A 23196-nucleotide genomic window follows, 5' to 3' on the forward strand; every position below is an offset into this window, starting at 1 on the left:
TATGTATGAACCAGAGAGAACAAATTACATCAAAACAGGTAACGCTAAGCATCTTTCAGTATTTAGTTGGTTCTGGGATTTTGTCACTTCCTCGGTCTGCAACGGAAGCGACCGGTAATCATGATGGTTGGATCAGTGTACTCGTTGCGGGAATTTTGATAATGGGAATTGTGTATGTTGTGACTAAAGTGAGCATGATGTTCCCGGAACGAACTTTCTTTCAGTATAGCCAGGAGATATTCGGAAAGTGGATCGGCAGATTGTTGAGTCTGGTTTTTTTAGGTTATTTTCTGCTTCAGGCTGGATACCAGTCACGAATTATGGCAGAGGCAATTCATATGCATTTGCTAACCAAGACACCAAAGAGTGTGCTTATTATTTTATTTATGGCGGTTGGAACGTATTTGGTAGTCGGGGGCGTCAATGCTCTTGCCCGTTTTTGTGAGTTTGTAACCCCGATTACACTTCTGCTTGTTTTGATCGTACTTTTGCTTGCTTTAAGTAACGTCGAGATCGACAATTTACGTCCCGTGCTAGTCGATGGAGTGATGCCAGTCGCCAAGGGCATAATGTCTGTAGCTTTGCCGTATACAGGAGCAGAAAGTATGCTAATTTTCTATGCATTCATGAAGAAATCGGATCATCCGACTAGGTCGGCTGTATTAGGGATTGGGATTGCAACCGTGATGTATACGATAGTTACAATGGTTACCATAAGTGCGCTCACGGCGGCAGAAACGCAGACACTACTCCTTCCTGTAATGGATATGGCAAAAGAGATTTCATTTCCGGGTGGTTTTTTCGAGAGATTTGAACTGTTGCTGCTCGTATTCTGGGTTTTGTTTATGTACACCACGTACACATATAGTCAATATTTTGCCAGCCTTGGATTGAGTCAATTGTTCAATAAGAAGCTTACGCCGTTTGTTTATGTAGTGCTTCCCTTGATTTATGGAATAGCCGTGTACCCACCAGATATAAATGCAGCATATAAGATGGGGCGGGGAATGGCTTTGTTCGGCATAGGACTTGCTATACTATTGCCACTCCTTATATGGATATGTGCAAAAATAAGGAAGGTAAAATATGCGCCACAAACATGAAAAACGTTGGGCTGTTCTTTTTGTATGGATACTTGTGATTACAGGTTGCTGGGATCGGACTGAAATTGAAGACATTGGAATTGTAACCGGGATTGCCATTGACCAGCCGGAGAAAATGGATAAACAGGGGAAGGACAATAAAAAAATTGATCTTACCCATAACATTGTCATTCCGCAGGCGGCCGCAGGAAAATCTGCCGGTTCGAAAAAGGCGTATGCAAACGTGACAACGAAAACAGAAAGTGTATTCGAGGGCATCAGGCAGGTATCTACGGTTACAGGGAATTCTCCATCGTATGAATATTTGAAGGTATTGGCCATTAGTGAGGACATAGCTCGTGCCCATAACTTGCAGGAACTGTTGAATTTCTTTTTGCGTAATACAGAAGCGCGCCGGACGGTTAAGGTGGTCATTGTACAGGGAAAAGCAAAAGATGTATTGGACAAGCATCCTATTATTGAAAATAATCCTGCCGTGAACTTGTCTGATATTGTGGAAAATAGTAAAAAAGTGATACAGGTTACGCCTGAAGTAACCCTTGGAGATGTTTCTAAGCGATTAACAAGCCAGAGAAGCCTGGTCATTCCAAGAGTAATGGTCGTAAAAGACAAAGCACAAATGAGTGGAGCTGCTGTTATAAAGGGGAAAAATGCCAAAATGATCGGGACATTGACCCCGGAAGAGGTAGGGGGATTAAGTTTGTTGCGAGGAGAAGTGAAAAATGGAATCGTTAAGGGCAAAACGGCAAAGGGTAAATTCCTGGTATTTGAAGTCGATCGTATTCAACATCAAATACAATCAGAAGTAGAGAAAGAACAGGTGCATTTCACATTACGGATTAACGTAAAGGGAAAGCTGCGTGAAGATAATGTGATGGCAGAGGATGACTTTGATGAAAAGGTTTTGCAAGAGGCAGAACGAGTCATACAGAATCAACTAGAAAAGCTAACTCAACGAACATTACGTAAAACTCAGAAAGAATTAAAAGTAGATGTAATCGGATTTGGAAAAGAACTGAGTATTGAAAACCATCAAGTATGGAAGAAATATGAGCAAAACTGGGACGAAGCGTTCAGTCGTATGCCTGTAAAGGTGGATATTCAAACAAAGATTATGGAATTCGGCACAAAAGGCAGAGAACGAATCAAACAGTAAGCGGAAAATATATTTCACGTATTATCAGAAAAATGGTATAACTATAAATGAAAAACAATTCGTACATTTGATGTTGAAATCAAATAGCAGAGGAGTATGGTAGCATGAGTAGTCAGTTTACGGTTGAAAAAACACAACATCCAAAAACAAAGCCTGATCAGCAAAATTTAGGCTTCGGAAAACATTTTACCGATCATATGTTTTTGATGAACTATACAGCAGGTGAAGGCTGGCATGATGCCCGCATTGTTCCGTATGCGCCGTTAAGTCTTGATCCGGCCGCGATGGTGTTTCATTATGGACAGGCCGTATTTGAAGGTCTGAAGGCATATAAAACAGAAGGTGGTCGGGTTCTGTTGTTCAGACCGGATCAAAATCTTGAGCGCTTAAACATTTCCAATGAGCGGTTGAGCATCCCACAAATTGATGAAGCGCTCGTACTCGAAGGAATTAAGGAATTAGTACGTACAGACGCAGATTGGATTCCGACAGCGGAAGGCACATCTCTCTACATCCGTCCGTTTATTATTGCGACAGATGCGGCATTAGGCGTTCATCCTTCGCCGCAGTATTTGCTTATTGTAATCTTATCTCCAGTTGGAGCGTACTATCCGGAAGGCCTTAAGCCAGTAAAAATCAACGTAGAAAGCGAATATGTGCGTGCCGTGCGTGGTGGAACAGGTGTTGCCAAAACAGCTGGGAACTATGCGGCTAGTCTTCGTGCGCAGGAAGAAGCAGAAAAGCAAGGCTATGCGCAAGTATTATGGCTCGATGGTGTGGAGAAGAAATACATCGAAGAAGTTGGTAGCATGAATGTATTTTTCAAAATTAATGGAGAAGTCGTAACTCCTGCGTTAAATGGAAGCATTTTGAGTGGTGTTACAAGACGATCCATTATCCAGATTTTGCAGGATAAAGAAATCCCGGTAGTAGAGCGGAGAATTTCGATTGAAGAACTGTATGAGGCATCTGTGAACGGAACGCTGGAAGAAGCATTCGGAACGGGCACAGCGGCTGTTATTTCACCGATCGGGGAATTAAACTGGGAAGATAAACAGATCACTATCAACAAAGGTGAGATTGGTCAGGTGTCTCAGGAACTGTACGACACACTGACAGGTATCCAGAACGGAAAAGTAAAGGATACGTTCGGCTGGACATTTGAAGTATAAAAAGTAAGCACGTTTGATTATGACAGGAGTGTATGAATCGTCTAACTTACGATTCATACACTCTTCTCTTTTTATTTTAGGAAACTTCGATGTAGGACGAACGTAAAATTAATAATCCCACCCGAAATGCCTGTGGTATAATCAGGTGGGAAAATCAAAGTATACTTGACATGGGGAGGAGTGGATAGAAGTGCGAAAGTTGGCTTTAACAGTGCTTTTCTTTCTTCTATCAACCGCAACCGCCTTTGCGGATGCCGCACCAGGCGACACGATTGTAACATACGGACAGAACTTGTCGTCCGCGCAAAAACAGCAAATCAAAGGACGCTTTAATCCACCGAAGGAAGCGCAAGAGATTACCGTTACGAATGCTGAGGAGCATAAATATCTCGATGGACTATTGCCGAAGAATGTAATTGGTACAAGGGCCATTTCGTCTACGATGATTCAATTAGCAGAAGCAGGACAGGGGATTAAAGTCGAGACAAATAACATTACAGGCATCAGTAAGGCAATGTATGAGAATGCACTGGCAACTGCCGGTGTGAAAGATGCCAATGTAAAAGTTGATGCGCCGTTCCCGGTATCAGGTACAGCAGGCTTAACCGGCGTCATGAAGGCGTATGAGCAGGTAACGGGTAAAAAAATCGATGAGAATCAGAAAAAAGTTGCCAGTGAAGAAATGGTCACAACATCGAAGATCGCAGAACAAATCGGTGATAAGGAAAAAGCAGCCGAGCTTCTGACGCGCCTGAAAGCAGAAATGGCAAAGCAGACCGGCAAAATGACCGATGATCAGCTGCGCCAGATGATTAGCAATGTGGCGGCTCAGATGGGTCTCACGCTAAGTGATCAGGAAATTGATTCGCTCGTGAGTATTTTGCGCAAAATCCAGAATTTAAACATCGACTGGAGTAAGACGCTTGACCAGATCTCAAGCTATAAGGGGCAGATGCAGGATTTTCTGAACAGCAATCCGGAAGCGAAGTCATTTGTCCAGGAGATTTTGCAGTTCCTCAAGCAATTAATCGATAAGATGCTGGGCTGGTTTGCATAATCGTGGGTTGACAGGGGAGAAATATCCAGGTACGATATGTGATAATTAAATTAATAGTACGAAAGAACACAACTCTTATTCAGAGAGACGGAGGGATATGGCCCAATGAAGTCTCAGCAACCACAGGCTTGCCTGTAAGGTGCTAATTCCATCAAAGCTTTGTACATAAGCTTTGGAAGATGAGAGAAGGACAGCTGGATACCCGGCCCTCTTCTCTGGAAGAGGGTCTTTCTTTTTGTACATATATCCAGAGAGGGGAAAAATAGATGAAAAATGTACGCATTGCTTTACTTGGACTTGGAACGGTAGGATCAGGCGTTGTGACTATTTTGCAAACACACGCGGAACGGCTTCGCAAGCAGACAGGGACAAACTTTGAGATTGCAGGTATTCTGGTGCGTGATACTACGCGTTCGCGCCAGGTTGATGTGGAACGTAGTCTGCTTACAACTGACATTGCTCGCATCTGGGAGAGTAAGCCAGACGTTGTGGTGGATGCTATGGGCGGTCTTGTGCCGACACTTGGCTACATCGAAGAGGCGATTGCGCGTGGCTGTCATGTCGTATCTGCGAATAAAGAGTTGATTGCGGTACACGGGGCACGGCTACATGCGCTGGCTGGGGAACAAGGCGTGGGCCTGTTGTATGAAGCGAGCGTGGGTGGCGGCATCCCGGTTCTGAATACGTTGGCCCAGCTGTTAAATGTGAATCGGATTACGCGTGTGGCGGGAATCCTGAACGGAACGACGAATTACATTTTGACGCGCATGGAAGAAGACGGGCTGCCGTATGAAGCGGTGCTTGCTCAGGCGCAGGAGCTTGGTTTTGCCGAAGCGGATCCGACCGCAGATGTGGAAGGATATGATGCGTTTCATAAAATCCGGATTGTAGCCCGCCTGTGCTTCGGGGAAGAAGTGGAGGAAGAAGTGGGTCTGCGGGAAGGTATTACGAGCGTTACAGCGGAAGAGATTGAACTGTACGGTCGCTTAGGCTTGCGGGTGAAGCTTCTGGCGACAGCAGAGCGGACGAAGGCTGGTTTGCGTGTTCAGGTGGCGCCGACACTTGTGCCGCATTCTCATGCGCTTTCGCACGTGAAAAATGAATACAACGGTGTGTTTGTTACCGGGGATGTGGTGGGAGATTTGTTCTTTACCGGCAAGGGAGCAGGCATGCTGCCGACCGGAAGTGCGATTGTGGAAGACATTGTACATGCAGTGCGTGGGATCACATTTACACCCGAGACAGCAGTTGCTACACAAGCTGTAGAGATTAAAGCGGGGGAAGGCGCGGCCGAGGAGACCGGGCTGGAAATTGCCTTTTTCTCATTAAAGCATAAAGATGAACGAGGCGAATTTAGTTTGCTTTCGTTTCTGTCAGGCGAGGCTGGCGTACTGCATGGGGTAGAAACGGTGAAACGAAACGGGCAGACGCATGTTGCGGCGCTTCTCAGTTCCCACGACAGAGCGGTAAGCCGTGCATTCGCTCATCATATTGGTGCAACTGTCCGTTTTCGAGAGTTATTAGCAGAGCCTGCGCCGGGCATAGCAGCAAGTCCGGTGACAATTGGGTGACCGAAAATTGAGGTAAGTAGGACAAGAAAATGTAATTTTTCATCATATAATGGATAGATGTAGGAATCAACCGCGTTTTGACGAGATTAAATAGTATTCTCTCCCAAATCCTTCTCTTTTCTATAGCATAGATGATTGGAGAATGGATCTAACATTTCGTTATAATAATAAATAAGGCAGGAATAAACGAATGGGAGAGATTTGTATGGCTCAACGTGTAGCCACTGAATACAAGAAGCTTGTTCTCGAACTGAGTACACTGCAATTACAATCGTTTGTCGGAATGTTTGATCACGCGGAGTTCAGTACGCAAGTTCGCATCTTCGAGAATGGAGAAACGGAAGTTGTGCTGCTGGATAAAGGTATGGAGCTTCCGCTGTCGTTTAAGCGGATTGGTCATGATACGTATACATGCGAAGGTCAGTACAAGATTTACGATGCGAAGCTAGCCAACCAGATGCGGATGGCAGTTCGCAAATTTAAAGGATGCGGGATTGTCCACCGGCTGTATCCGACATATACGATGGTATATGAATATACAGGCGGTCATGTGATGAGAATTATGGAACAAAAAGATGGACAGGAAAGGCTGGTTTTTGAATATAAAGATACGCTTGGTGATATGCAGCGTTTATTTGAAGCGTGCGGCGTAGAGGATCGGATTGATTGGACTAGGTTGCATATTGATCAGTTGTTAGATTTGCGTAATCAGCGCATTACGGATGGACTTTCAACAGAGGATGTTGACCACCAGCTGACAGAGCTGTCCCAACAGTTATTTATGATGGAAGCATAGACGGGTTTTGCCGAGAAAATAGTTGCAAAATATGTAGAATCATGGTATCTTCATCATTGTGATTACATTAGGAACCAGGATTCACTCAAGGAAGTTTCTCCTCGATATATAGTGAATGACGTAGGTCCTAGCGAGAATGTATACAAATATATTTGCTAGGAGGGGGGACCGGAAGATGGAATATTCTACTTTCGGAAGACATGTAGCGATTGATACTTGGGGTGTCGATTTTGAAAAATTAAACAGTGCTGAGTTTCTGCAGCGCCATATGGTGGAGGCAGCAGAAGCATGTGGTGCAACCGTGCTGTCCGTTCAGGCTCAGCAGTTTGAACCGCAGGGTGCAACGGTTCTGGTTATGTTGTCAGAGAGCCACATTTCGATCCATACATACCCGGAGAAAGGGTTTGCTGCACTTGACTGCTATACATGTGGCGAGACGGTTGATCCGGAACTTGCGATTGAGTATATGGTGAACATTCTCCAGCCGGAGAAGATGTATGCTCGTAAACTTATTCGTGGTATGGGTGAAATGGACGTTGTACAATCTGACGTGATGAAGGTAAAACAAAACGCGTAATTGCGCATAGAAACGAATGAGTAAAATCCACTCTTTTACAAATGAAGAGTGGATTTTTCATTTATTCTTAACAGAATACCTCTTGCTCAATGCTCGCCAGGCATATATGATGATATGGAGATATTACATGTATTTCATATAAATGGAAACGTATATGTGTGGAGGGTTGGGATGAGTACTCAGATGGAAACAAAATGTAAGGTACCGGAAGAAGTGTTGCGCTACATTCAGGATGGGGACGATGTGATTGTGCCGCTTGCCAATGGTGAGCCGGTTGTACTATTAGACACGTTGGAGAAACATGCCGAGCGTTTTCAAGATGTTCGTATTCACCAGATGCACGCATTAAAAGAGCGGCCGTACATTTATGGCAAGCATCGCCCGCATTTGAGCCATGTCGCGTATTTCCTGAGCGGTGCATCACGCAAGGCCTTTTTAGAGGGTGGATGTGATCTTGTACCGAACCATTTCCACGAAGTGCCGCGCCTTTTGCGTGAGACAACGAAGACATCAATCGTGCTCGCAGCGGCTGCTCCGATGGATGAACACGGGTATTTTTCACTTGGTACAGGAGCTGATTACGTTGCTTCTTTCATTGGCCAGGTACCGTTTTTTCTCGAAGTAAACCCGAACATGCCACGTACATTCGGGGAGAATCAGGTACATATTAGTCAAATTCTTGGCTATACAGAGGTAGACTATCCGCTAGCGGAAGCGCGCGAGCCGGAGATCACCGATATCGACCGCAAGATCGCTTCCTATGTCGTAGAACGTATCCAAAATGGTGCGACGCTACAGGCTGGAATCGGAGCGATGCCGAATGCGATCATCAATTTCCTTGATAACCATAAAGATATAGGCATTCATACAGAGCTTCTAACAGACGGTGTCGTTGATCTGGTGCATAAGGGTGTTTTGACCGGCACACAGAAAAAAATGCGCCCTGGGAAAATTGTGGGCACATTCGCGCTCGGCTCGAAAAAACTGTATGAATTTATTCATAATAATACATCGGTTGAGATGTTGCCGGTTGAGTACGTCAACGACCCGCGTATCATCGCCCGTGAAGATAATATGATTTCGATTAACGCCACAACAGAAGTAGATTTCCTTGGCCAGTGCGCGTCTGAGACGATTGCCGGACGTTACTATAGTTCGAGCGGCGGCCAGACAGACTTCGCTCGTGGGGCACGGTTTGCAAAGAATGGAAAAGGATTCATTTGCTTGCATTCGACTACAAAGAACGAAGCGATCTCTCGCATTCGCCCGCAGTTAACCATCGGCTCGGCTGTTACAACATCGAAAAATGATGTGGATCACATTGTAACAGAGTATGGGGTAGCCAGTTTGCGCGGCAAAAGCATTGCGGAGCGAACGAAAGAACTGCTGGCGATTTCGCATCCAAAATTCCGTGAACAGTTGGAATTCGAAGCGAAGAAATTTGGCTTGCTTTACTAGTGTGTATACGCAGCTGCTTCGTAGGAAGTAGCTGTGTTTTTTTGTTTTGTGGATATACTAGAAATGAAAAATCGCCCGGCATAGCGCCGGGCGAGAATATGAATTAGACAAGTCGCTAGGTAGCGATATGAGCTGTGTAGTAGCCATTGTTGAGCGGAGCGATAATAAGGTGAGTCTCATCTGTCGGTAGCATGCGAAGCACGACAGGCAATTCTTCTGCGCCAAGTACAACGTCCGTTTTGTCACGAAGGCGGTGTATCAGTTCATCGTAATGCGTTGTTTTATTTTCCGGTACGCATTCGCAGTGATACGTGTACATTCCGCATTTGCAAAGATAGTTGTTGGCTTCCATGATAGATTGCCCCTTCCCTATGTGTCATAGTGTGTGGCATCTTCTGGTGTTGGTTTAATTATATCATGTCATACGCAAATATGGTGCAATTCGCATGAAATTTTTGTAATTTAAGTTCTGTATATGTATCATTACACCTATGTGAAAGAAGACTTGTATGAAAAAAGCCTTTTTTCTAGATCGGGACGGGGTCATTAATGACAATCCGCATCCGGACTACGTGTATTCATCTCTGCATGAAGCGTGTATGTCACTTGTCCGGGATAGTGGCGAACGTCACTACTAGCGTGTGCATATGATAGATAAAGGGAGATAATCGTAACAACGAGGAGAAAGGGAGGAACGAAACGTGAGTGATCTGACTACTTTATACGAACGCTATCGCGGGCTGCCGACAAATGAGCTGGAAGATACGTTATACGACATTGAGATGTCGGCTTCATTGACGCTCGGAATGAACACGGCTACCGAGCGTCAGCATAAGGAAGTACTACGCCGCCTTTTGCGTGAGCGTGGGGTCGATCTAAACAGTTTGTTTGAAAGCTAAGCAGAGCTTGCGCAGGCACTTGATCCTGCGAAGCTTGTCTGATGCTCATTTCGTTCTCGCTTTTGGAGATTTGTGATAAGATAGGAAGCGAAGATCATAAATCCGTTCGGTAAAGGAGAACGAAAAACGATGTATCATCGCACACAGACAAGACCGGTACGCGTAGGGAACCTGACGATTGGTGGCAGTGACCAGGTTATCGTACAGAGCATGACAACGACGAAGACGGCGGATGTCAAAGCGACGGTTGAGCAAATTCATCGTCTTGAAGAGGCGGGCTGCCAGATCGTCCGCGTGACGGTTAACAACATGGAAGCGGCGGAGGCCATTAAGGAAATCAAGCAGAACATTTCCATTCCGCTCGTATCTGACATTCATTTTGATTACAAGCTGGCACTCAAGGCGATTGAGAACGGCATTGATAAAGTCCGGATCAATCCGGGCAACATTGGTAAACGGGAAAAAGTTGAGGAAGTCGTCCGCGCCTGCAAAGCAAACGGGGTGCCGATTCGTATCGGTGTAAACGCGGGCTCACTTGAGAAGCATCTGCTTGATAAATATGGGTACCCAACTGCAGATGCAATGGTGGAGAGTGCCCTGCACCATATTGGCATCTTAGAAGAACTTGATTTCCACGACATTATTGTATCGTTGAAAGCATCCAATGTACCGCTGGCCATTGAAGCGTATCAGAAGGCTGCTGCTGCATTCAATTATCCGCTTCACTTAGGTATCACAGAAGCAGGAACCTTGTTTGCGGGCACGGTGAAAAGTGCGGCTGGACTCGGTACGCTCCTTGCTCAGGGCATCGGCTCCACCATGCGCGTATCATTAAGCGCTGATCCGGTCGAGGAAATTAAGGTAGCACGGGAGCTGTTGAAATCATTCGGACTATTGTCCGATGCAGCTACGCTCATCTCCTGCCCGACATGTGGACGCATTGAGATTGATCTTTTCTCCATTGCCAATGAGATTGAAGACTATATCGCAAAAGTCAAAGCGCCGATTAAAGTGGCTGTACTGGGCTGCGCCGTCAATGGACCGGGAGAAGCTCGGGAAGCGGACATTGGCATTGCTGGAGCACGTGGGGAAGGCCTGCTGTTTAAGCATGGCGAGATGGTACGCAAGATTCCGGAAGAGAGCATGGTGGAAGAGCTAAAACAAGAAATCGACAAGCTCGCGGATATTTATTATCGCACGGGTGAACTGCCGCGTCCCGGCCATCAGATTGTGTAGAAAGAGAGAATTTACGTATAGTATCGAAGCAAGAGGCTGTTTCAGAGCTGTCATACGGCGACTGAGACAGCCTCTTTTTATTGTAGTGTATTTTCCTAACATAGTTTGATAAGCACACCATCAAGCATAATCAAGGGGTACACAGGTAAAAAATAAGAAAGCGATCTTTTACAAAACCAATGACTATCGAGCAAATCCATTCTGGCGTCTCAAGTTTTCTGTAAGCCGAAACGTTGTGCGGGGAGTGGGAGAAGGGCGGAGCAAGAGAGCGCCTGTACGCGCCTACTCAGCGGAGGGAGAACGACGAACGGGCCTTTGCCCGCAATTCTTCGGTGAATCAACCTCGCAGGCTTTTCTTTGCGGGCGAGTTCGTCGGGCTCCCGGAGCGGACAGCAGCTGCTTCCTTGCAAGCGTACCGAAACGAACGGTTCCGCCCTTCTCCCACTCCCTTTCACTATGTTCTAGCTCTTGGACAGTCTTTTTTGAATTTTGTTTTAAGTTTTTATGAAGATTTGTGTAGAATTTTGTCGGATGATTTTACAATAAAAACATCAGAACAACACCTGAGTTTACACACACGGTGTTGAAAAACTACGAATGAAAGCGGTGACAATATGAAGAGAATGGGGTTAGTCTGGCAAATTCTTATCGGTCTTATCCTTGGTATTGCTGTCGGCGCCATCTTCTATGGCAACCCGAAAGTGGCAGCGATTCTGAAGCCAATCGGAGATATCTTTATTCACCTGATTAAAATGATCGTTGTGCCGATCGTGCTCTCGACGCTCATTGTCGGGGTAGCCGGAGTCGGCGATATGAAAAAGCTCGGAAAACTAGGCGGGAAAACGCTTCTGTATTTTGAGGTTGTTACGACAATTGCGATCATGGTCGGTCTACTGGTTGCAAACATTGTGAAGCCGGGTGTCGGTGTCGATATGTCACACCTGTCACAAACCGATATTAGTAAGTACGTAGCGACAACACATGAAACACAATCACATAGTTTTGCTGATACACTTGTTAACATCGTTCCGACGAATATCGTGCAATCGATGGAAAAAGGCGACATGCTCGCGATCATTTTCTTCGCGGTTATGTTTGGTCTCGGTCTGGCGAAACTTGGTGAGCGTGGCAAACCGCTTCTTAATTTCTTTGAACTTGTTGCACAGACGATGTTTAATTTAACAAACTCGATTATGCGCTTTGCTCCATTCGGTGTATTTGCACTCATTGGTGTAACGGTTTCGAAGTTTGGGGTAGGCTCGCTTATTCCGCTGGGTAAATTGATGATTACGGTTTATGGAGCAATGGCTTTCTTCATTATTGTTGTACTCGGTCTGCTGTCCAAATGGGCAGGAGTTAGCATCTTCAAACTGATGGGCGTATTGAAAGAAGAACTGTTGCTGGCATACTCGACAGCAAGTAGTGAAACGGTTCTGCCGCGCATCATGGAAAAACTCGAAAAAATGGGCTGCCCGAAATCAATCACATCGTTTGTTATCCCAACAGGTTACTCATTTAACCTAGACGGAAGTACACTGTACCAGGCACTGGCAGCGATCTTCATTGCGCAAATGTATGGGATTCATCTTTCCATTAGTCAGCAGATTACCTTGATGTTCGTGTTGATGCTTACGTCGAAAGGTATCGCCGGCGTACCGGGTGTATCGTTCGTCGTATTGTTAGCGACACTGGGCTCTGTTGGAATTCCGGTGGAAGGCCTGGCTTTTATCGCCGGTATTGACCGTCTGCTCGACATGGCGCGTACAGTTGTAAACGTAGTGGGTAACAGTGTTGCTACAATCGTAGTGTCCAAGTGGGAAGGACAGTTTAACAAAGAAGAAGCGGATGATTACATTCGCAACCACAATCTTGACACAGATGCTGTATAACTACATCAAAAGACAGGAAAGCAGTTGCTCAGATGGGCAGCTGCTTTTTTATGTGCTAATTTGGATTTACGCTTGCATGCTTGCCTGTTTCTTCTTTAATATTAGGGTACACTAGAAAAATCAGTAGGGGGTTCGGGGTTGAACGTTGTTTTTTTTACCCTGTATATTATTTTAATCATCCTGATCATCGAAATCTCAACGATGCTTCTTCAGATGACCGGGCTTAGGCGGGAAGTGGCGCGCTTTCAGGCGATTTCTCTGCTAACGAATACGGGCTACACCACATCGGAGTCCGAGATGATCATTGGTCATCCGGTGCGCCGCCGGATTGCCTCATTTTTGATCATATTTGGCACGATTTCATTGACCATTATTGTTTCCTTTATGATCAGCTTCCTGGTGAGCAGCGCGGTGCATTTAAGCGATCTTGGGATCGGACTCGCTATTTTGGTCGGAGCACTCTTCTTGTTGCGGAGCAATTTTTTCCATAGTCTGCTGCACCGGCAAGTAGGTGGGAGGTTTGATCGTTACTACGTGCACCATAAGTCAATTGAAGAAGTGTTTCATGTCGATCACGAGTATGTGATGCGTCAGTTTGATATCACAGAAGGGCATCATCATATGACCAATGTTCCGCTTAAGGAGTTGAATCTTGCGCATCAGGATGTCAAAATTATGAACATTAGACGGAATCATCATATCATTAAAAACCCAACAGGTAGCACGATGCTTCTACCGGGGGATAAAGTTCTGGTGTATGGTTCAGCAGATATGATCCGGAAGTTTTTCATACTTAGCTCAGCACGATTACCGGAAGACGAACGATGAATGGTACTGGAGGACGAACGGAACGATGAATCACGATTTACATGATCGATATGTGCCGGATACACGATTGTATGAAGGGGTAGGTGGGCAATTATATCGGGGGCATGACAGTTTGCTGAAGCGGGATGTGCTCATTTATTTGGTGTCAGAAAAAGCAGTACCATCCGAGCGGGTTATGCATGGAGAGGCGGCCCTTGAAATTCTTAGTCGTGGCGAAACGACAGACGGGATTTTTTATGTGCTGGAATACATCCCCGGTCTTCTACTTAGCCAGGCAGGGGTTAAGCTTTCCCTCAAAGAGGCGCTTGGAATGAGTCGGCAATTCGTTAGCATTCTCCTGGAAGCATGTGCGGTTCGCGGTCGTGGCTTGCGACTTACCGCCGATAATCTGTGGCTTACGGAAACTGGCGAAGTAAAAGTGATCGACAGCTGGTCAGTAGATGAAGCAGCCATCGGACATGAGATCGAGCAGGTGTTTCGTCTGATCCATTATATAATGTTTGGCGATGTGAAGCTTGTACTTCCGCCTGCCCAGATCATTGAGGAGCTCGCGCTGTCGTATGCAGGTGATCCGTTCATCATCCGCAAGTCGTTACGCGGTATGGCACGACGGGCGGAGAAAAAAGCAGCAGATCGATATGAAGAGATGCTGGCACAAACGTTCGAAGATATAACCGCGTTGTATCAGTACATTAAAAATACACAGCTTGCGGCGGGTAAAAAAGCAGTGGATATCCCGGTAAAAAAAGAGCGGATCGTCGAATCGGAAGAACCACCTCAAAGTCGCCTGCGGGATACGCGGCGCGAGCGAGCGGCCATGCGTGGACAGAAAAAGAAAAAGCGTTCGAATTGGACGATGCCGCGCATTCCGGCCCGCATAATCACGATGCTTGCGATTGGGCTCGTTTTGTTGATCGGGGGTGTAGCTGCATTTTCCGGAAGCGGTACAGACAGCAAGGCACAGACACCGGCTACGGATAAGCCAGTTGCTGGTGTGGAAGTTCCGGATGTAGGCGGCATGACGCTCGCAGAAGCCGGACAGAAGCTCGATGCAGCAGGTATTCGCTATAAATACTATCTAGAATCCTCCTTCTCGAAAACAGGGACGGTGTTCAAGCAGAACCCACAGGCAGGCGAGCGCATTAGCAGGGTTGATTCGGTGGAGCTGTGGGTTAGTCAGTAAAATTTTGATTTATGTATGTTCAGGTAGCACAGAAATGTGCTACCTTTTTTTATTTATGAATTTATGACTAAGTCATACAGTAATATAGGAAGAAAGAATCTTACGAATGCAGGCTTATCATTATACGATTAACAGGCTATAGTTCATATGAATAAAGTCTCAAATACTTTTTAGTCAGGGGAAGATGAGATTGAATAAGAAAAAAATTTCGAAAGTTCTTTCTACTTGTGCGTTACTCAGCTCTTGCGCATTTCCTGTATACGCAACTCCTTCTCTCCAGGATATTGATAATTCGTATGCAAAGGATGCCATTCAGAAGCTCGTAAGCGAAGGGATTATAAATGGAAACGGCGACGGAAAGTTCGATCCTACCGGGGACATTTCAAGACAAGATTTTGCAATTATATTGGCGAAAGCTTTAGCGTTAGATACGTCTAAACCTCCTGCTACATCAACATTTTCAGATGTTCCGGTTGACCATTATTCTTACGCCTATATTGAGGCTGCTGTAAAAGCAGGGTTAGTAGCAGGGGTAGGCAATGGGGAATTTGGTAATGGACAGAATTTATCACGACAAGATATGGCAGTTATGTTTGTGCGGGCTTTAGGAGTAGATTCTAAGGGGAAAGCGGCTGACCTAAAATTTAGTGATGCATCTTCCATTTCAGATTATGCAAAAGATGCCGTTGGCGCGGCTGTAAAGCTAGGGTTAATCAGTGGAAACACGGATGGCACTTTTAATCCGACAGGGAAGGCTGAAAGGCAGGCAGTGGCCCAGGTAGCAAGTAAGTTCCTCCAGGTAGCTGAGAAGCCAAAAACTCCAACTCCTACCACCCCAACTCAACCACCCCAACCGAAAACACCAACACCTACGCCCGTTACGAATAGCAATACAGGCGGAAGCGGTGGAGGAGGGGGTGGTGGGAGTAGTAGAGATGTGACTGCACCTACCGTTACCCTCGTATCATCTTCCCCAATTGAGATAGGAAATCCAGTTTTGATTAGAAGTAATGAAGTGGGTACAGTATACCTTGTTCTAGCTTCCGTAAATACAAGGAATAAGGCAGATCTGGAAAGGGAAGTTTCAGAAAATCGGGCGAAAAAAGCATCTGTCGTAGCTGCAAATGCAGATACAAGTATGAACACGGAGAGACTAGGGGAAGCAGACTACCATATTTATGCGGTAGATAACGAAGGGAACGTATCGGCTCCGACAGGTGTAGTTAAATTGAAAGCTCCTTTGCCTGGTAATCAGATTCCTGTAGTCACAAGTAAAATCCAGAAACAAGTAGCTACTATGGGGGAATCTGGGATACAAATAAATCTAAGGGAACACTTTGCCGATCCGGATGGAGACCCATTGGATTTTACTGCTGTATCGGATAACGCAGGGATAGCTTCTGTATATGTGAGTGGTGATACAGTAGTGATCAGTCCAGAGTCGGTTGGAAAAGCAGCGATTACCGGGACAGCGAGTGATAGAAAAGGTGGTACGGTAAGCGAAACATTCAATGTAACCGTGAGAGCGCTCAAGATTTTTCCGCAACAAGGTGCTACATTGTATGTTAATTCAGGGAGGAACGACACGAGTGATAATATTACGTTAGTGGATGATAGCACCAGTCCTGCAGGTGGATATCAGTACAGTAAGCATAATCTAAAAAATTATGTGCAGGTTGGTCGTGGTCAAGAGATTATGTCTCTACAATATAACGCTGATCCTCTTGGATTTAAGGTTATCGACAATTCTAGTCAGCAACATACAGTGACACTTGAGTCGAGTGATCCTTCCTTACTCAAGGTTACCCAAGGAATTAATGGTATGCAAGGCGTAATGTTAGAGCCTCAGAATAACTTGTCCGAATCATCTCAAGTTACCCTTACTGCCCATCTTCTGGATCAAAACGGAGACGAGATCGATGCACATAATATCCCTCTGGTGTTTGACGAGACAGCTCCAACTATTGGGACACCGTCTTATAACAATCAATGCATTACGATTCCATTTAGCGAACCGGTAGTGGCTAACAATATCCCGCCGTTTACCCCACCGGTTCCCCCTCTCGTCGAATATTCTTCATCGGGGACATTTAGTACTACTGATACCGTATCAGTGGTTCTGCCGTTAGATAGCTATAGGTGGTTGGGGAACAGTCTGGAGATCAACATACAGGCCTACATCGACGCGCACCCGGGCGTAATATCGAGTGGTAGATTCCGCATCACCATCAACGGCATGTCCGATTATGCAAATAATCTACTGAATGGCAATGGCAATGGCAATGGCAATGGCTCTGTGGAATGTGCGGTCAATGCTCCCTAATCTGATATTGCTGCATGTTACGCGAGAGAATGCCGCTGCCTTTCTGTCGCTGACACCGCCTGACTTTCAGCCTCGTCTGCGTCAGGCGTCAGCGGAGCTGATTGCCATCGGAGCTGTACAGAACAATCGTCCGATCGGGGTAGTGATGGCGGAACGAAGGATATCTACACAGTCGGCTAATCTGCTCTCTATCTTTGTCACTCCTGCATGTCGCCGCGATCATATAGGATCTCACTTGATGAGAGTGTTAGAGGGAGAACTGGTGAAACATGGTTGCGGGCGGTTGTACGTCGAATTCATGGCGTCGGCCAAAGAGACATCACCGTTCGAAGTGTTTTTCCAGTCGTGCGGCTATGCTCCGTCACACCCGGGCATCCATTTATTCCGTGGCACGCCACAACACCTGCTGGAAAGTAGCTGGTACGTACGCTGTCGGCAGCTCCCGCCACGATTTTCTATCGCGACCTGGTCGTCAACTGACACCGTGGAACGAGCCGCAATCCGCCAGGGGGAAGGCGTCTGGTATCCGCCGTTGCTCTCACCGTTTGTGGAGGAGAATGCCATCGACCCGGAGCTTTCCCTCGTCTTGCGTGATCAGAACGACCTGGTCGGCTGGCTTATCACAGAGCGGATGGGGGAGAGCGCTCTCTTGTACAAAACAATGTTTGTGAAAAAGCAGCACCAGCGCATGGGCCGGGGGCTGGCATTGTTCGCTGAGGGAATTCGCCGAATGATGCAGATACCTGACCTGACCGAGGCACTTTGTTTCGTGGAGGGAACGAATAAACCGATGCTTCAGGCTATGCGTCGTCGCATCATGGGTCCTGATTCGCAAGAACACATCCTGCGTCGAACATACAAGAATATAGATTCGAAGAGCTAATCTTATTGTGAGATTGGCTCTCTTTTTGTTTGTGAACAAAAGGTAGATGATTAGGAAGAAAGGAGAGTGAGACAAGTTGGATAGCAGCGTGGAATAGGGAAGATAAGCGACACCCGGGAAGAAGACAGATTTTCTTTTCAATCTGTTCTCTTTTTATCCTCCTTATCCTTACGAGATTTAAACAGATCGCATACGTCCCAGAGATTGAAAAAAAATTCTGTGACAGGGTTAAAAATCAGACGGAATAGAACTCGGAAAAACATAACGATCGCATGAAATATAAACTCTACTACCTCAATCATTTTTCACCTCTATACTACATCCTTCTCTGACCATCAAGCAGAGAAGGATTCTCTATTTTTGTATTTCAGGAATACTTTATCATGAAAAAAGATTAACAAGAAGACAAAGTTAATATATGATGAAGTTAAAATATACAGAATATTGATTATTATAAAAATAGGAGGTGAGTCTGCTCCGAATGGGGATAATCTTTCGGAGTAGGTACAGATGAGAGAAGCGCTCAAAGGAATTCATGTACTTGATTTTACTAGACTTTTACCAGGGCCACTTTGTTCGATGTATCTAGCGGACTATGGTGCCGATGTTGTGAAGATAGAAGACCCTCAGATGGGAGATTATGCGCGGGATATGGAGCCGATGCTGTCCGGTGTCGGGGCATTATACCAGCTATTAAACCGGGACAAGCGTAGCATTACGCTGAACCTTGGACATGAAGAAGCACGCGCAGCAGCACGCAAGTTGATCGCAGACGCAGACGTTGTGCTTGAGAGCTTCCGTCCGGGTGTCATGCGCAAGTTTGGCCTTGATTATGAAACGATGCAGGAATTGAATCCACGTCTAATCTATGTTTCGTTGACTGGTTACGGGCAGACGGGACCGTACGCGAAAAAAGCGGGGCATGATTTGAACTTTATCGGATTTACCGGATTGCTGCACGAGACGATTCATGCAAGAGGAAAGGCACATGCAGCGCTTCCAGCTGTACAAATTGCTGATATCGGCGGCGGAGCGTTGCATGCGGTGAACGCGGTGCTGCTTGCACTTGTGAAGCGGGGAGTAAGCGGCCATGGGGCGTATCTCGATGTGGCGATGACAGACGGTGTACTGCCGTTCATGATTCCGCCGCTTGGCTATCATCTAGCCGGACAGGAAAGTGGCGTTGCGACATTCAATCCACTGACTGGCTCCCTTGCTTGCTATGATGTGTATGAGACGAAAGATGGACAGTGGATGGCACTAGGAGCATTGGAGGAGAAGTTTTGGAAGCGCTTTTGTGAAGTGTCGGGTGTTGCGCCGCATTTGCCTGACCACTGGGCGGAGGACAAGCAGACTGCGATTCGGGAGGACGTCAGTGCGTATTTTCAGGCACATACACGTGCTGAGCTGGTGGATCGATTTGCGGCAGAAGACGTCTGCCTGACCCCTGTTCTCTCGATAGCGGAAGCAATGGATGACCCTCATATGACAGAACGTGCGGCATTCTGGACGCGGCCGGACGCAGATGCTGTGACCGAAATTAAAAATCCGTTGCTTGACCGCGCGTCGGCGGATGCATCATTCCCGCCTGCGCGTGGCCTGCATACGGATGAAGTACTGCGTGCATACGGCTACGAGGATGACGTGCTACGCGAATTCCGGGAGCGTGGTATCATATAGTAATGTCTCACAAGACTGGGGCACCAGGCTGCATCTCAGCTACATTCTGACTGAATCCATCGAGTAGGTCGCGGAAATATTCCGCTTCCCTAAGCATATGATCGGCCAGCAGAAGTGGCAGCGCATGGCGCACCTGGCTATCCTCGATCATATTGCACACATTTTGCTTGAATTCACACAATGAAACGATCGGAGCTTGATTGCGGGAGAGTAATGATTCAAGCATGGCCTTGTTCTGAGAGGCAGGGCGCATCGATTCCATATCGATCGCTTGAAACAGCAGCTGATCGAATTGATAGCTGAAATCCGCTGTTTCCGCCAGAAGATCACGTTCGCTTGGATCAATCCGTATGCTGAGCAGACGGGTATGATCTCCCATTACGCGAAGATAAAAAATCGTTTCGTTTATAATCGCATCGCCAGGTGGCTCCATCGTACCTTTGTTTAAATATTCGAGTCGGCGCATGAAATAGGCCGCTTCCCGAGCGAGATGATCAAAAAACAGCGGGGGATGGTGGCAAACGACCTGGCCGGTAAGTACATATTCAAGCATACGCCGCTTAAACGTCCACAGGTGTGCAGTCGCATGATATACTTCCATATTAAACCGGGCCATTTTCTCAGGCTCGGTTTTTTCATCGAATGCCATACTTTTTTGTTCAATCTCCTCAAACAGTTGGCGAAAGCGGTCAGCTTCCCCGGCGTATTGCATCTGATCGATCGTAAAGCCGAAGCGTAAAAAAATGGCGTGTTCTTTCATCATCCGGCTCCAGAATCGGATGTCGGCAAGTGAGCGGCTGACAAACAGACTGGACATGTTTTTCCCTCCGTCATCTCATGATGGTATAAGCGTATGACATCGAAGGCAAGAAAAGTCGTCGTAAGCGAACATTTTGTGTGCGGATGCACATGTTCTACAATTGTGTTCGGCAGGGGAAAACTTTAGAATAGGAACGTATCCGATCTAAGGAGGGAATAGCATGAAAGAAATTCAGACAGAAGCACAGTTTAATGAAGAGATTCAGTCCGGTCGCCTTGTGGTAGCGAAGTTCTATACACACTGGTGTCCGGACTGCCACCGGATCGATCCATTCATGCCCGATCTGGAGACAGCATATGATGAGCGGTTGACGATGATTAGTGTGAACCGGGATCGTCTGCCAGAGCTTTCAGAGCAGTTGAATATTTTTGGTATTCCAAGTTTTGTCGCGTTTTATAAGGGAGCGGAGCTTGTTCGGTTTGTCAGTCGCGCTGGAAAAACACAGGCAGAGATCGAGAAGTTCCTTGACCGTGCCGTGCAGGTAGCGGGTGCGCTTGGCCAGTAGATTACGGACCAAGCGGATAGATGTCCAGTTCTTTCAGCCGATATTCAAGCCAGGACGCGATGATGAGCATTTCGTCCACTTCCTCGACAGTCGGAGCAGCTAGCGTTCCGACTGTCTGTTTGTACAAATCACGTGCCTCCTCCTGCATTGTGCGGATAACATCGGCTGTTCGATCAAGGGTATGCAGGGTACGAAGGAGACGACCGTGGACAATAATAAGTCCTGTACAGCCGACATCAGCATCATAGGAAACAACAAGCGCATGATGGTGAGCCACCGAGCGCGTAAGTAGACTGTTATAGCCAGCCAGATTGACCAGCGTTTGGATGCGTGCTGCTTCTTCAAAGTGTAGGTCATCTACAGCTTCGTCACGTAGTGTTTCCAACCTTTGTTTCATTTTGGGATCACCATCAAGAATCGCACGCGCTTTTTTGACCTGTTCATTATATACGTTGTCCTTATCTATCGTGATGCATGGGGCGAGACACTGACCAAGATCCGCATACAGACAGGATGAGGACGGGAGTGGGCCCAGACAGCGCCTGAGTTTCAGCCAGCTATTTAGCGAATCTACCGCATTGTGCAGCCAGTTCGTCTTGTGGTATGGTCCAAAATACATAGCGTCTTCATGCACAGTATCACGAGACACTTCTACATACGGAGCGGTAAGATCGGTACGAAGTACAAGAAAAGGATACGCCTTGTAATTGCGTAGCGCCCGATTATACAGAGGAAGATGGCGACGGATGAGCCGTGCTTCAAGCAGGAGGGCTTCGAGTTCAGAGGCAGTATAGCGGACTTCCACCGTGCGTGCTGCATGCACCATCCGCTTCGTTTTGGCTGTGTGCTGTTTGTTTTGATAGAAATAGGTAGAGATACGTTTTTTTAAATTTTTTGCTTTACCGATATAAATGATGTTTTCATCTTTGTCGCGATAGATGTACACGCCGCATTTTTCGGGCAATGTGAGATGAAAACCGGGGGTAATGGTATAGAGCATATAGGATTCCTCGTTTTGTAAATGTACACGGATATTTTACCATAGTAGTATTATGTAACGTAGAGATTTTTTATAGGAGGATGTAGGCATGTCAGTAACCGAGCATAAAAAAGAAGCGCCGAAATCGGTCGGCTGTATGATTATTACCGTAAGCGACACACGGAATAAGGAAACGGATAAAAGCGGACAACTTATTCGACAGTTCCTTGAAGAAGCAGGGCACACAGTGACCCGCTATGAGATTGTGAAAGATGAGCGTGATATGATTCATGACGCGATAGAAGCGGGGGCCACAGATGATGCCGTGCAGGCGATTCTCTTACATGGTGGGACAGGCATTGCGAAGCGTGATGTGACGGTAGAAGTAGTCGCTTCGAAGCTGCATAAGGAGCTGCCGGGATTTGGGGAGATTTTTCGGATGTTGAGCTATACGGAGGATATCGGGTCAGCGGCGATTCTTAGCCGGGCGATTGCCGGAGTGTATGAAGATCGGGCTGTGTTTTCGATGCCGGGGTCATCCGGTGCGGTGCGGCTGGCGATGAGTAAGCTCATCATTCCAGAGCTTGGGCATGTGATGCGAGAGATTTACAAGAAGTGAGTAGAAGCGGAAACTCCTAGAAGGGGAGGTTCCGCTTCTTATGAAGTGTCTGAAATTTTATTTTACTAGATCCGCTTTTTGTGAGCTTACCCCATCCCATAGAACGATGTCCGCGCCACTGTGGACGGATTCTCCTATTTTCCAATCATGTCCTCTTTCACCTTTAAGCAGGATAAGGGGAGATGAGATATCTTTGCTTTTTATCCATTTTCCTTTTATCACTTTTCCATCTACTGCGCTGTTCCAAATGTATGTGCCATCGCTTTTAATGGTTACGTTGCCGTTACGTGCCCCAGCACTTGTTTTGGTAATGTACGAATCATACGTTTCTAGCGTAGCGGATGAACTCGGTACGAATATTTTGTACGTATGCAGTAAATGGGACACATCATTCGGGTTAATGGTGAATTTTATCGTTCCTGTAGTTTTTGTGCCGGGGATGCTCCACGTGCCGCTCAGGTG

General features: G+C 46.5%; 23 protein-coding genes and 1 riboswitch. Of the genes, 19 read left to right on the forward strand and 4 right to left on the reverse strand.

The genetic code is table 11. From position 1 onward, the window contains the following. Positions 1 to 5 precede the first annotated feature (5 nt). The 8 genes from CB4_RS12340 to CB4_RS12375 all read left to right on the forward strand — a co-directional run bounded on the left by CB4_RS12340 (position 6) and on the right by CB4_RS12375 (position 8890). The gene (locus CB4_RS12340) at positions 6 to 1103 is read left to right on the forward strand and encodes a GerAB/ArcD/ProY family transporter (RefSeq protein ID WP_096466093.1); all 1098 of its coding nucleotides are present in this window, start codon (positions 6 to 8) and stop codon (positions 1101 to 1103) included. After that, positions 1087 to 2259, forward strand: a complete 1173-nt coding sequence (locus tag CB4_RS12345; RefSeq protein WP_096466094.1) for a Ger(x)C family spore germination protein — start codon at positions 1087 to 1089, stop codon at positions 2257 to 2259. Before CB4_RS12340 ends, CB4_RS12345 begins: the two co-directional genes overlap by 17 nt. Positions 2260 to 2363: 104 nt before the next feature. Continuing rightward, positions 2364 to 3431 carry a branched-chain amino acid aminotransferase gene (locus CB4_RS12350; protein ID WP_096466095.1) on the forward strand — a complete coding sequence of 356 codons (1068 nt, stop codon included), beginning with the start codon at positions 2364 to 2366 and terminating at the stop codon, positions 3429 to 3431. 190 nt (positions 3432 to 3621) lie between these two features. Continuing rightward, positions 3622 to 4488 (forward strand): DUF1002 domain-containing protein, encoded by an 867-nt coding sequence (locus CB4_RS12355; protein WP_231955990.1) that lies wholly within the window; start codon positions 3622 to 3624, stop codon positions 4486 to 4488. 72 nt (positions 4489 to 4560) lie between these two features. Beyond that, a riboswitch (SAM riboswitch) is annotated at positions 4561 to 4674 on the forward strand. Positions 4675 to 4754: 80 nt separating this feature from the next. Next, positions 4755 to 6059, forward strand: coding sequence for a homoserine dehydrogenase (locus CB4_RS12360; RefSeq protein ID WP_096466097.1), 1305 nt, complete (start codon positions 4755 to 4757; stop codon positions 6057 to 6059). 205 nt (positions 6060 to 6264) lie between these two features. Next, on the forward strand, positions 6265 to 6855 hold the full coding sequence (locus tag CB4_RS12365; protein ID WP_096466098.1) for a non-ribosomal peptide synthetase module: 591 nt from the start codon (positions 6265 to 6267) through the stop codon (positions 6853 to 6855). Between the two features lie 175 nt (positions 6856 to 7030). Further along, complete coding sequence (gene speD, locus CB4_RS12370; protein WP_096466099.1) at positions 7031 to 7432, forward strand: adenosylmethionine decarboxylase; 402 nt, start codon at positions 7031 to 7033, stop codon at positions 7430 to 7432. Between the two features lie 171 nt (positions 7433 to 7603). Then, on the forward strand, positions 7604 to 8890 hold the full coding sequence (locus CB4_RS12375) for an acetyl-CoA hydrolase/transferase family protein (RefSeq protein ID WP_231955991.1): 1287 nt from the start codon (positions 7604 to 7606) through the stop codon (positions 8888 to 8890). Positions 8891 to 9005: 115 nt separating this feature from the next. Here CB4_RS12375 and CB4_RS12380 read toward each other — a convergent pair whose 3' ends face one another. Then, complete coding sequence (locus CB4_RS12380) at positions 9006 to 9242, reverse strand: hypothetical protein (RefSeq protein ID WP_096466100.1); 237 nt, start codon at positions 9240 to 9242, stop codon at positions 9006 to 9008. A 157-nt stretch (positions 9243 to 9399) separates the two neighbouring features. On the opposite strand from CB4_RS12380, the gene CB4_RS21880 reads away from it, so the two are divergent. The 9 genes from CB4_RS21880 (at position 9400) to CB4_RS12420 (ending at position 19811) form a co-directional block, all read left to right on the forward strand. Further along, positions 9400 to 9528, forward strand: a complete 129-nt coding sequence (locus CB4_RS21880; protein ID WP_258365606.1) for a hypothetical protein — start codon at positions 9400 to 9402, stop codon at positions 9526 to 9528. A gap of 63 nt (positions 9529 to 9591) precedes the next feature. Continuing rightward, positions 9592 to 9789 (forward strand): hypothetical protein, encoded by a 198-nt coding sequence (locus CB4_RS12385; protein ID WP_096466101.1) that lies wholly within the window; start codon positions 9592 to 9594, stop codon positions 9787 to 9789. Between the two features lie 129 nt (positions 9790 to 9918). Beyond that, on the forward strand, positions 9919 to 11025 hold the full coding sequence (gene ispG / locus CB4_RS12390; protein WP_096466102.1) for a flavodoxin-dependent (E)-4-hydroxy-3-methylbut-2-enyl-diphosphate synthase: 1107 nt from the start codon (positions 9919 to 9921) through the stop codon (positions 11023 to 11025). A 614-nt stretch (positions 11026 to 11639) separates the two neighbouring features. Next, positions 11640 to 12914 (forward strand): cation:dicarboxylate symporter family transporter, encoded by a 1275-nt coding sequence (locus CB4_RS12395; protein ID WP_096466103.1) that lies wholly within the window; start codon positions 11640 to 11642, stop codon positions 12912 to 12914. A gap of 138 nt (positions 12915 to 13052) precedes the next feature. Next, complete coding sequence (locus tag CB4_RS12400; RefSeq protein ID WP_096466104.1) at positions 13053 to 13742, forward strand: TrkA C-terminal domain-containing protein; 690 nt, start codon at positions 13053 to 13055, stop codon at positions 13740 to 13742. A 25-nt stretch (positions 13743 to 13767) separates the two neighbouring features. Then, entirely contained in the window at positions 13768 to 14925 is a 1158-nt protein-coding gene (locus tag CB4_RS12405; RefSeq protein ID WP_096466105.1) for a PASTA domain-containing protein, read from the forward strand. 190 nt (positions 14926 to 15115) lie between these two features. Continuing rightward, positions 15116 to 17248, forward strand: coding sequence for an S-layer homology domain-containing protein (locus CB4_RS12410; RefSeq protein ID WP_172890872.1), 2133 nt, complete (start codon positions 15116 to 15118; stop codon positions 17246 to 17248). After that, positions 17196 to 18131: a GNAT family N-acetyltransferase gene (locus tag CB4_RS12415; protein WP_231955992.1), complete on the forward strand. Its 936-nt coding sequence runs from the start codon at positions 17196 to 17198 to the stop codon at positions 18129 to 18131. Before CB4_RS12410 ends, CB4_RS12415 begins: the two co-directional genes overlap by 53 nt. A 510-nt stretch (positions 18132 to 18641) precedes the next feature. Beyond that, positions 18642 to 19811: a CaiB/BaiF CoA transferase family protein gene (locus CB4_RS12420; RefSeq protein ID WP_096466108.1), complete on the forward strand. Its 1170-nt coding sequence runs from the start codon at positions 18642 to 18644 to the stop codon at positions 19809 to 19811. A gap of 7 nt (positions 19812 to 19818) precedes the next feature. Here CB4_RS12420 and CB4_RS12425 read toward each other — a convergent pair whose 3' ends face one another. After that, positions 19819 to 20628: a DUF2935 domain-containing protein gene (locus CB4_RS12425; RefSeq protein ID WP_096466109.1), complete on the reverse strand. Its 810-nt coding sequence runs from the start codon at positions 20626 to 20628 to the stop codon at positions 19819 to 19821. Between the two features lie 163 nt (positions 20629 to 20791). Here CB4_RS12425 and CB4_RS12430 point away from each other — a divergent pair, with 163 nt between their 5' ends. Continuing rightward, positions 20792 to 21136: a thioredoxin family protein gene (locus tag CB4_RS12430; protein ID WP_096466110.1), complete on the forward strand. Its 345-nt coding sequence runs from the start codon at positions 20792 to 20794 to the stop codon at positions 21134 to 21136. Position 21137: 1 nt separating this feature from the next. On the opposite strand, the gene CB4_RS12435 is transcribed toward CB4_RS12430, so the two are convergent. Next, a complete protein-coding gene (locus CB4_RS12435) occupies positions 21138 to 22136 on the reverse strand; it encodes a GIY-YIG nuclease family protein (RefSeq protein ID WP_096466111.1) in 999 nt (332 codons plus the stop codon). An 88-nt stretch (positions 22137 to 22224) separates the two neighbouring features. Between CB4_RS12435 and CB4_RS12440 the strand changes: the two genes are divergently transcribed. Then, complete coding sequence (locus tag CB4_RS12440) at positions 22225 to 22734, forward strand: MogA/MoaB family molybdenum cofactor biosynthesis protein (protein ID WP_096466112.1); 510 nt, start codon at positions 22225 to 22227, stop codon at positions 22732 to 22734. Positions 22735 to 22791: 57 nt separating this feature from the next. Here CB4_RS12440 and CB4_RS21565 read toward each other — a convergent pair whose 3' ends face one another. After that, positions 22792 to 23121 (reverse strand): hypothetical protein, encoded by a 330-nt coding sequence (locus CB4_RS21565; protein ID WP_096466113.1) that lies wholly within the window; start codon positions 23119 to 23121, stop codon positions 22792 to 22794. Between the last annotated feature and the right edge of the window lie 75 nt (positions 23122 to 23196).

It is taken from the genome of Aneurinibacillus soli, from assembly GCF_002355375.1.
GTDB lineage: Bacteria > Bacillota > Bacilli > Aneurinibacillales > Aneurinibacillaceae > Aneurinibacillus > Aneurinibacillus soli.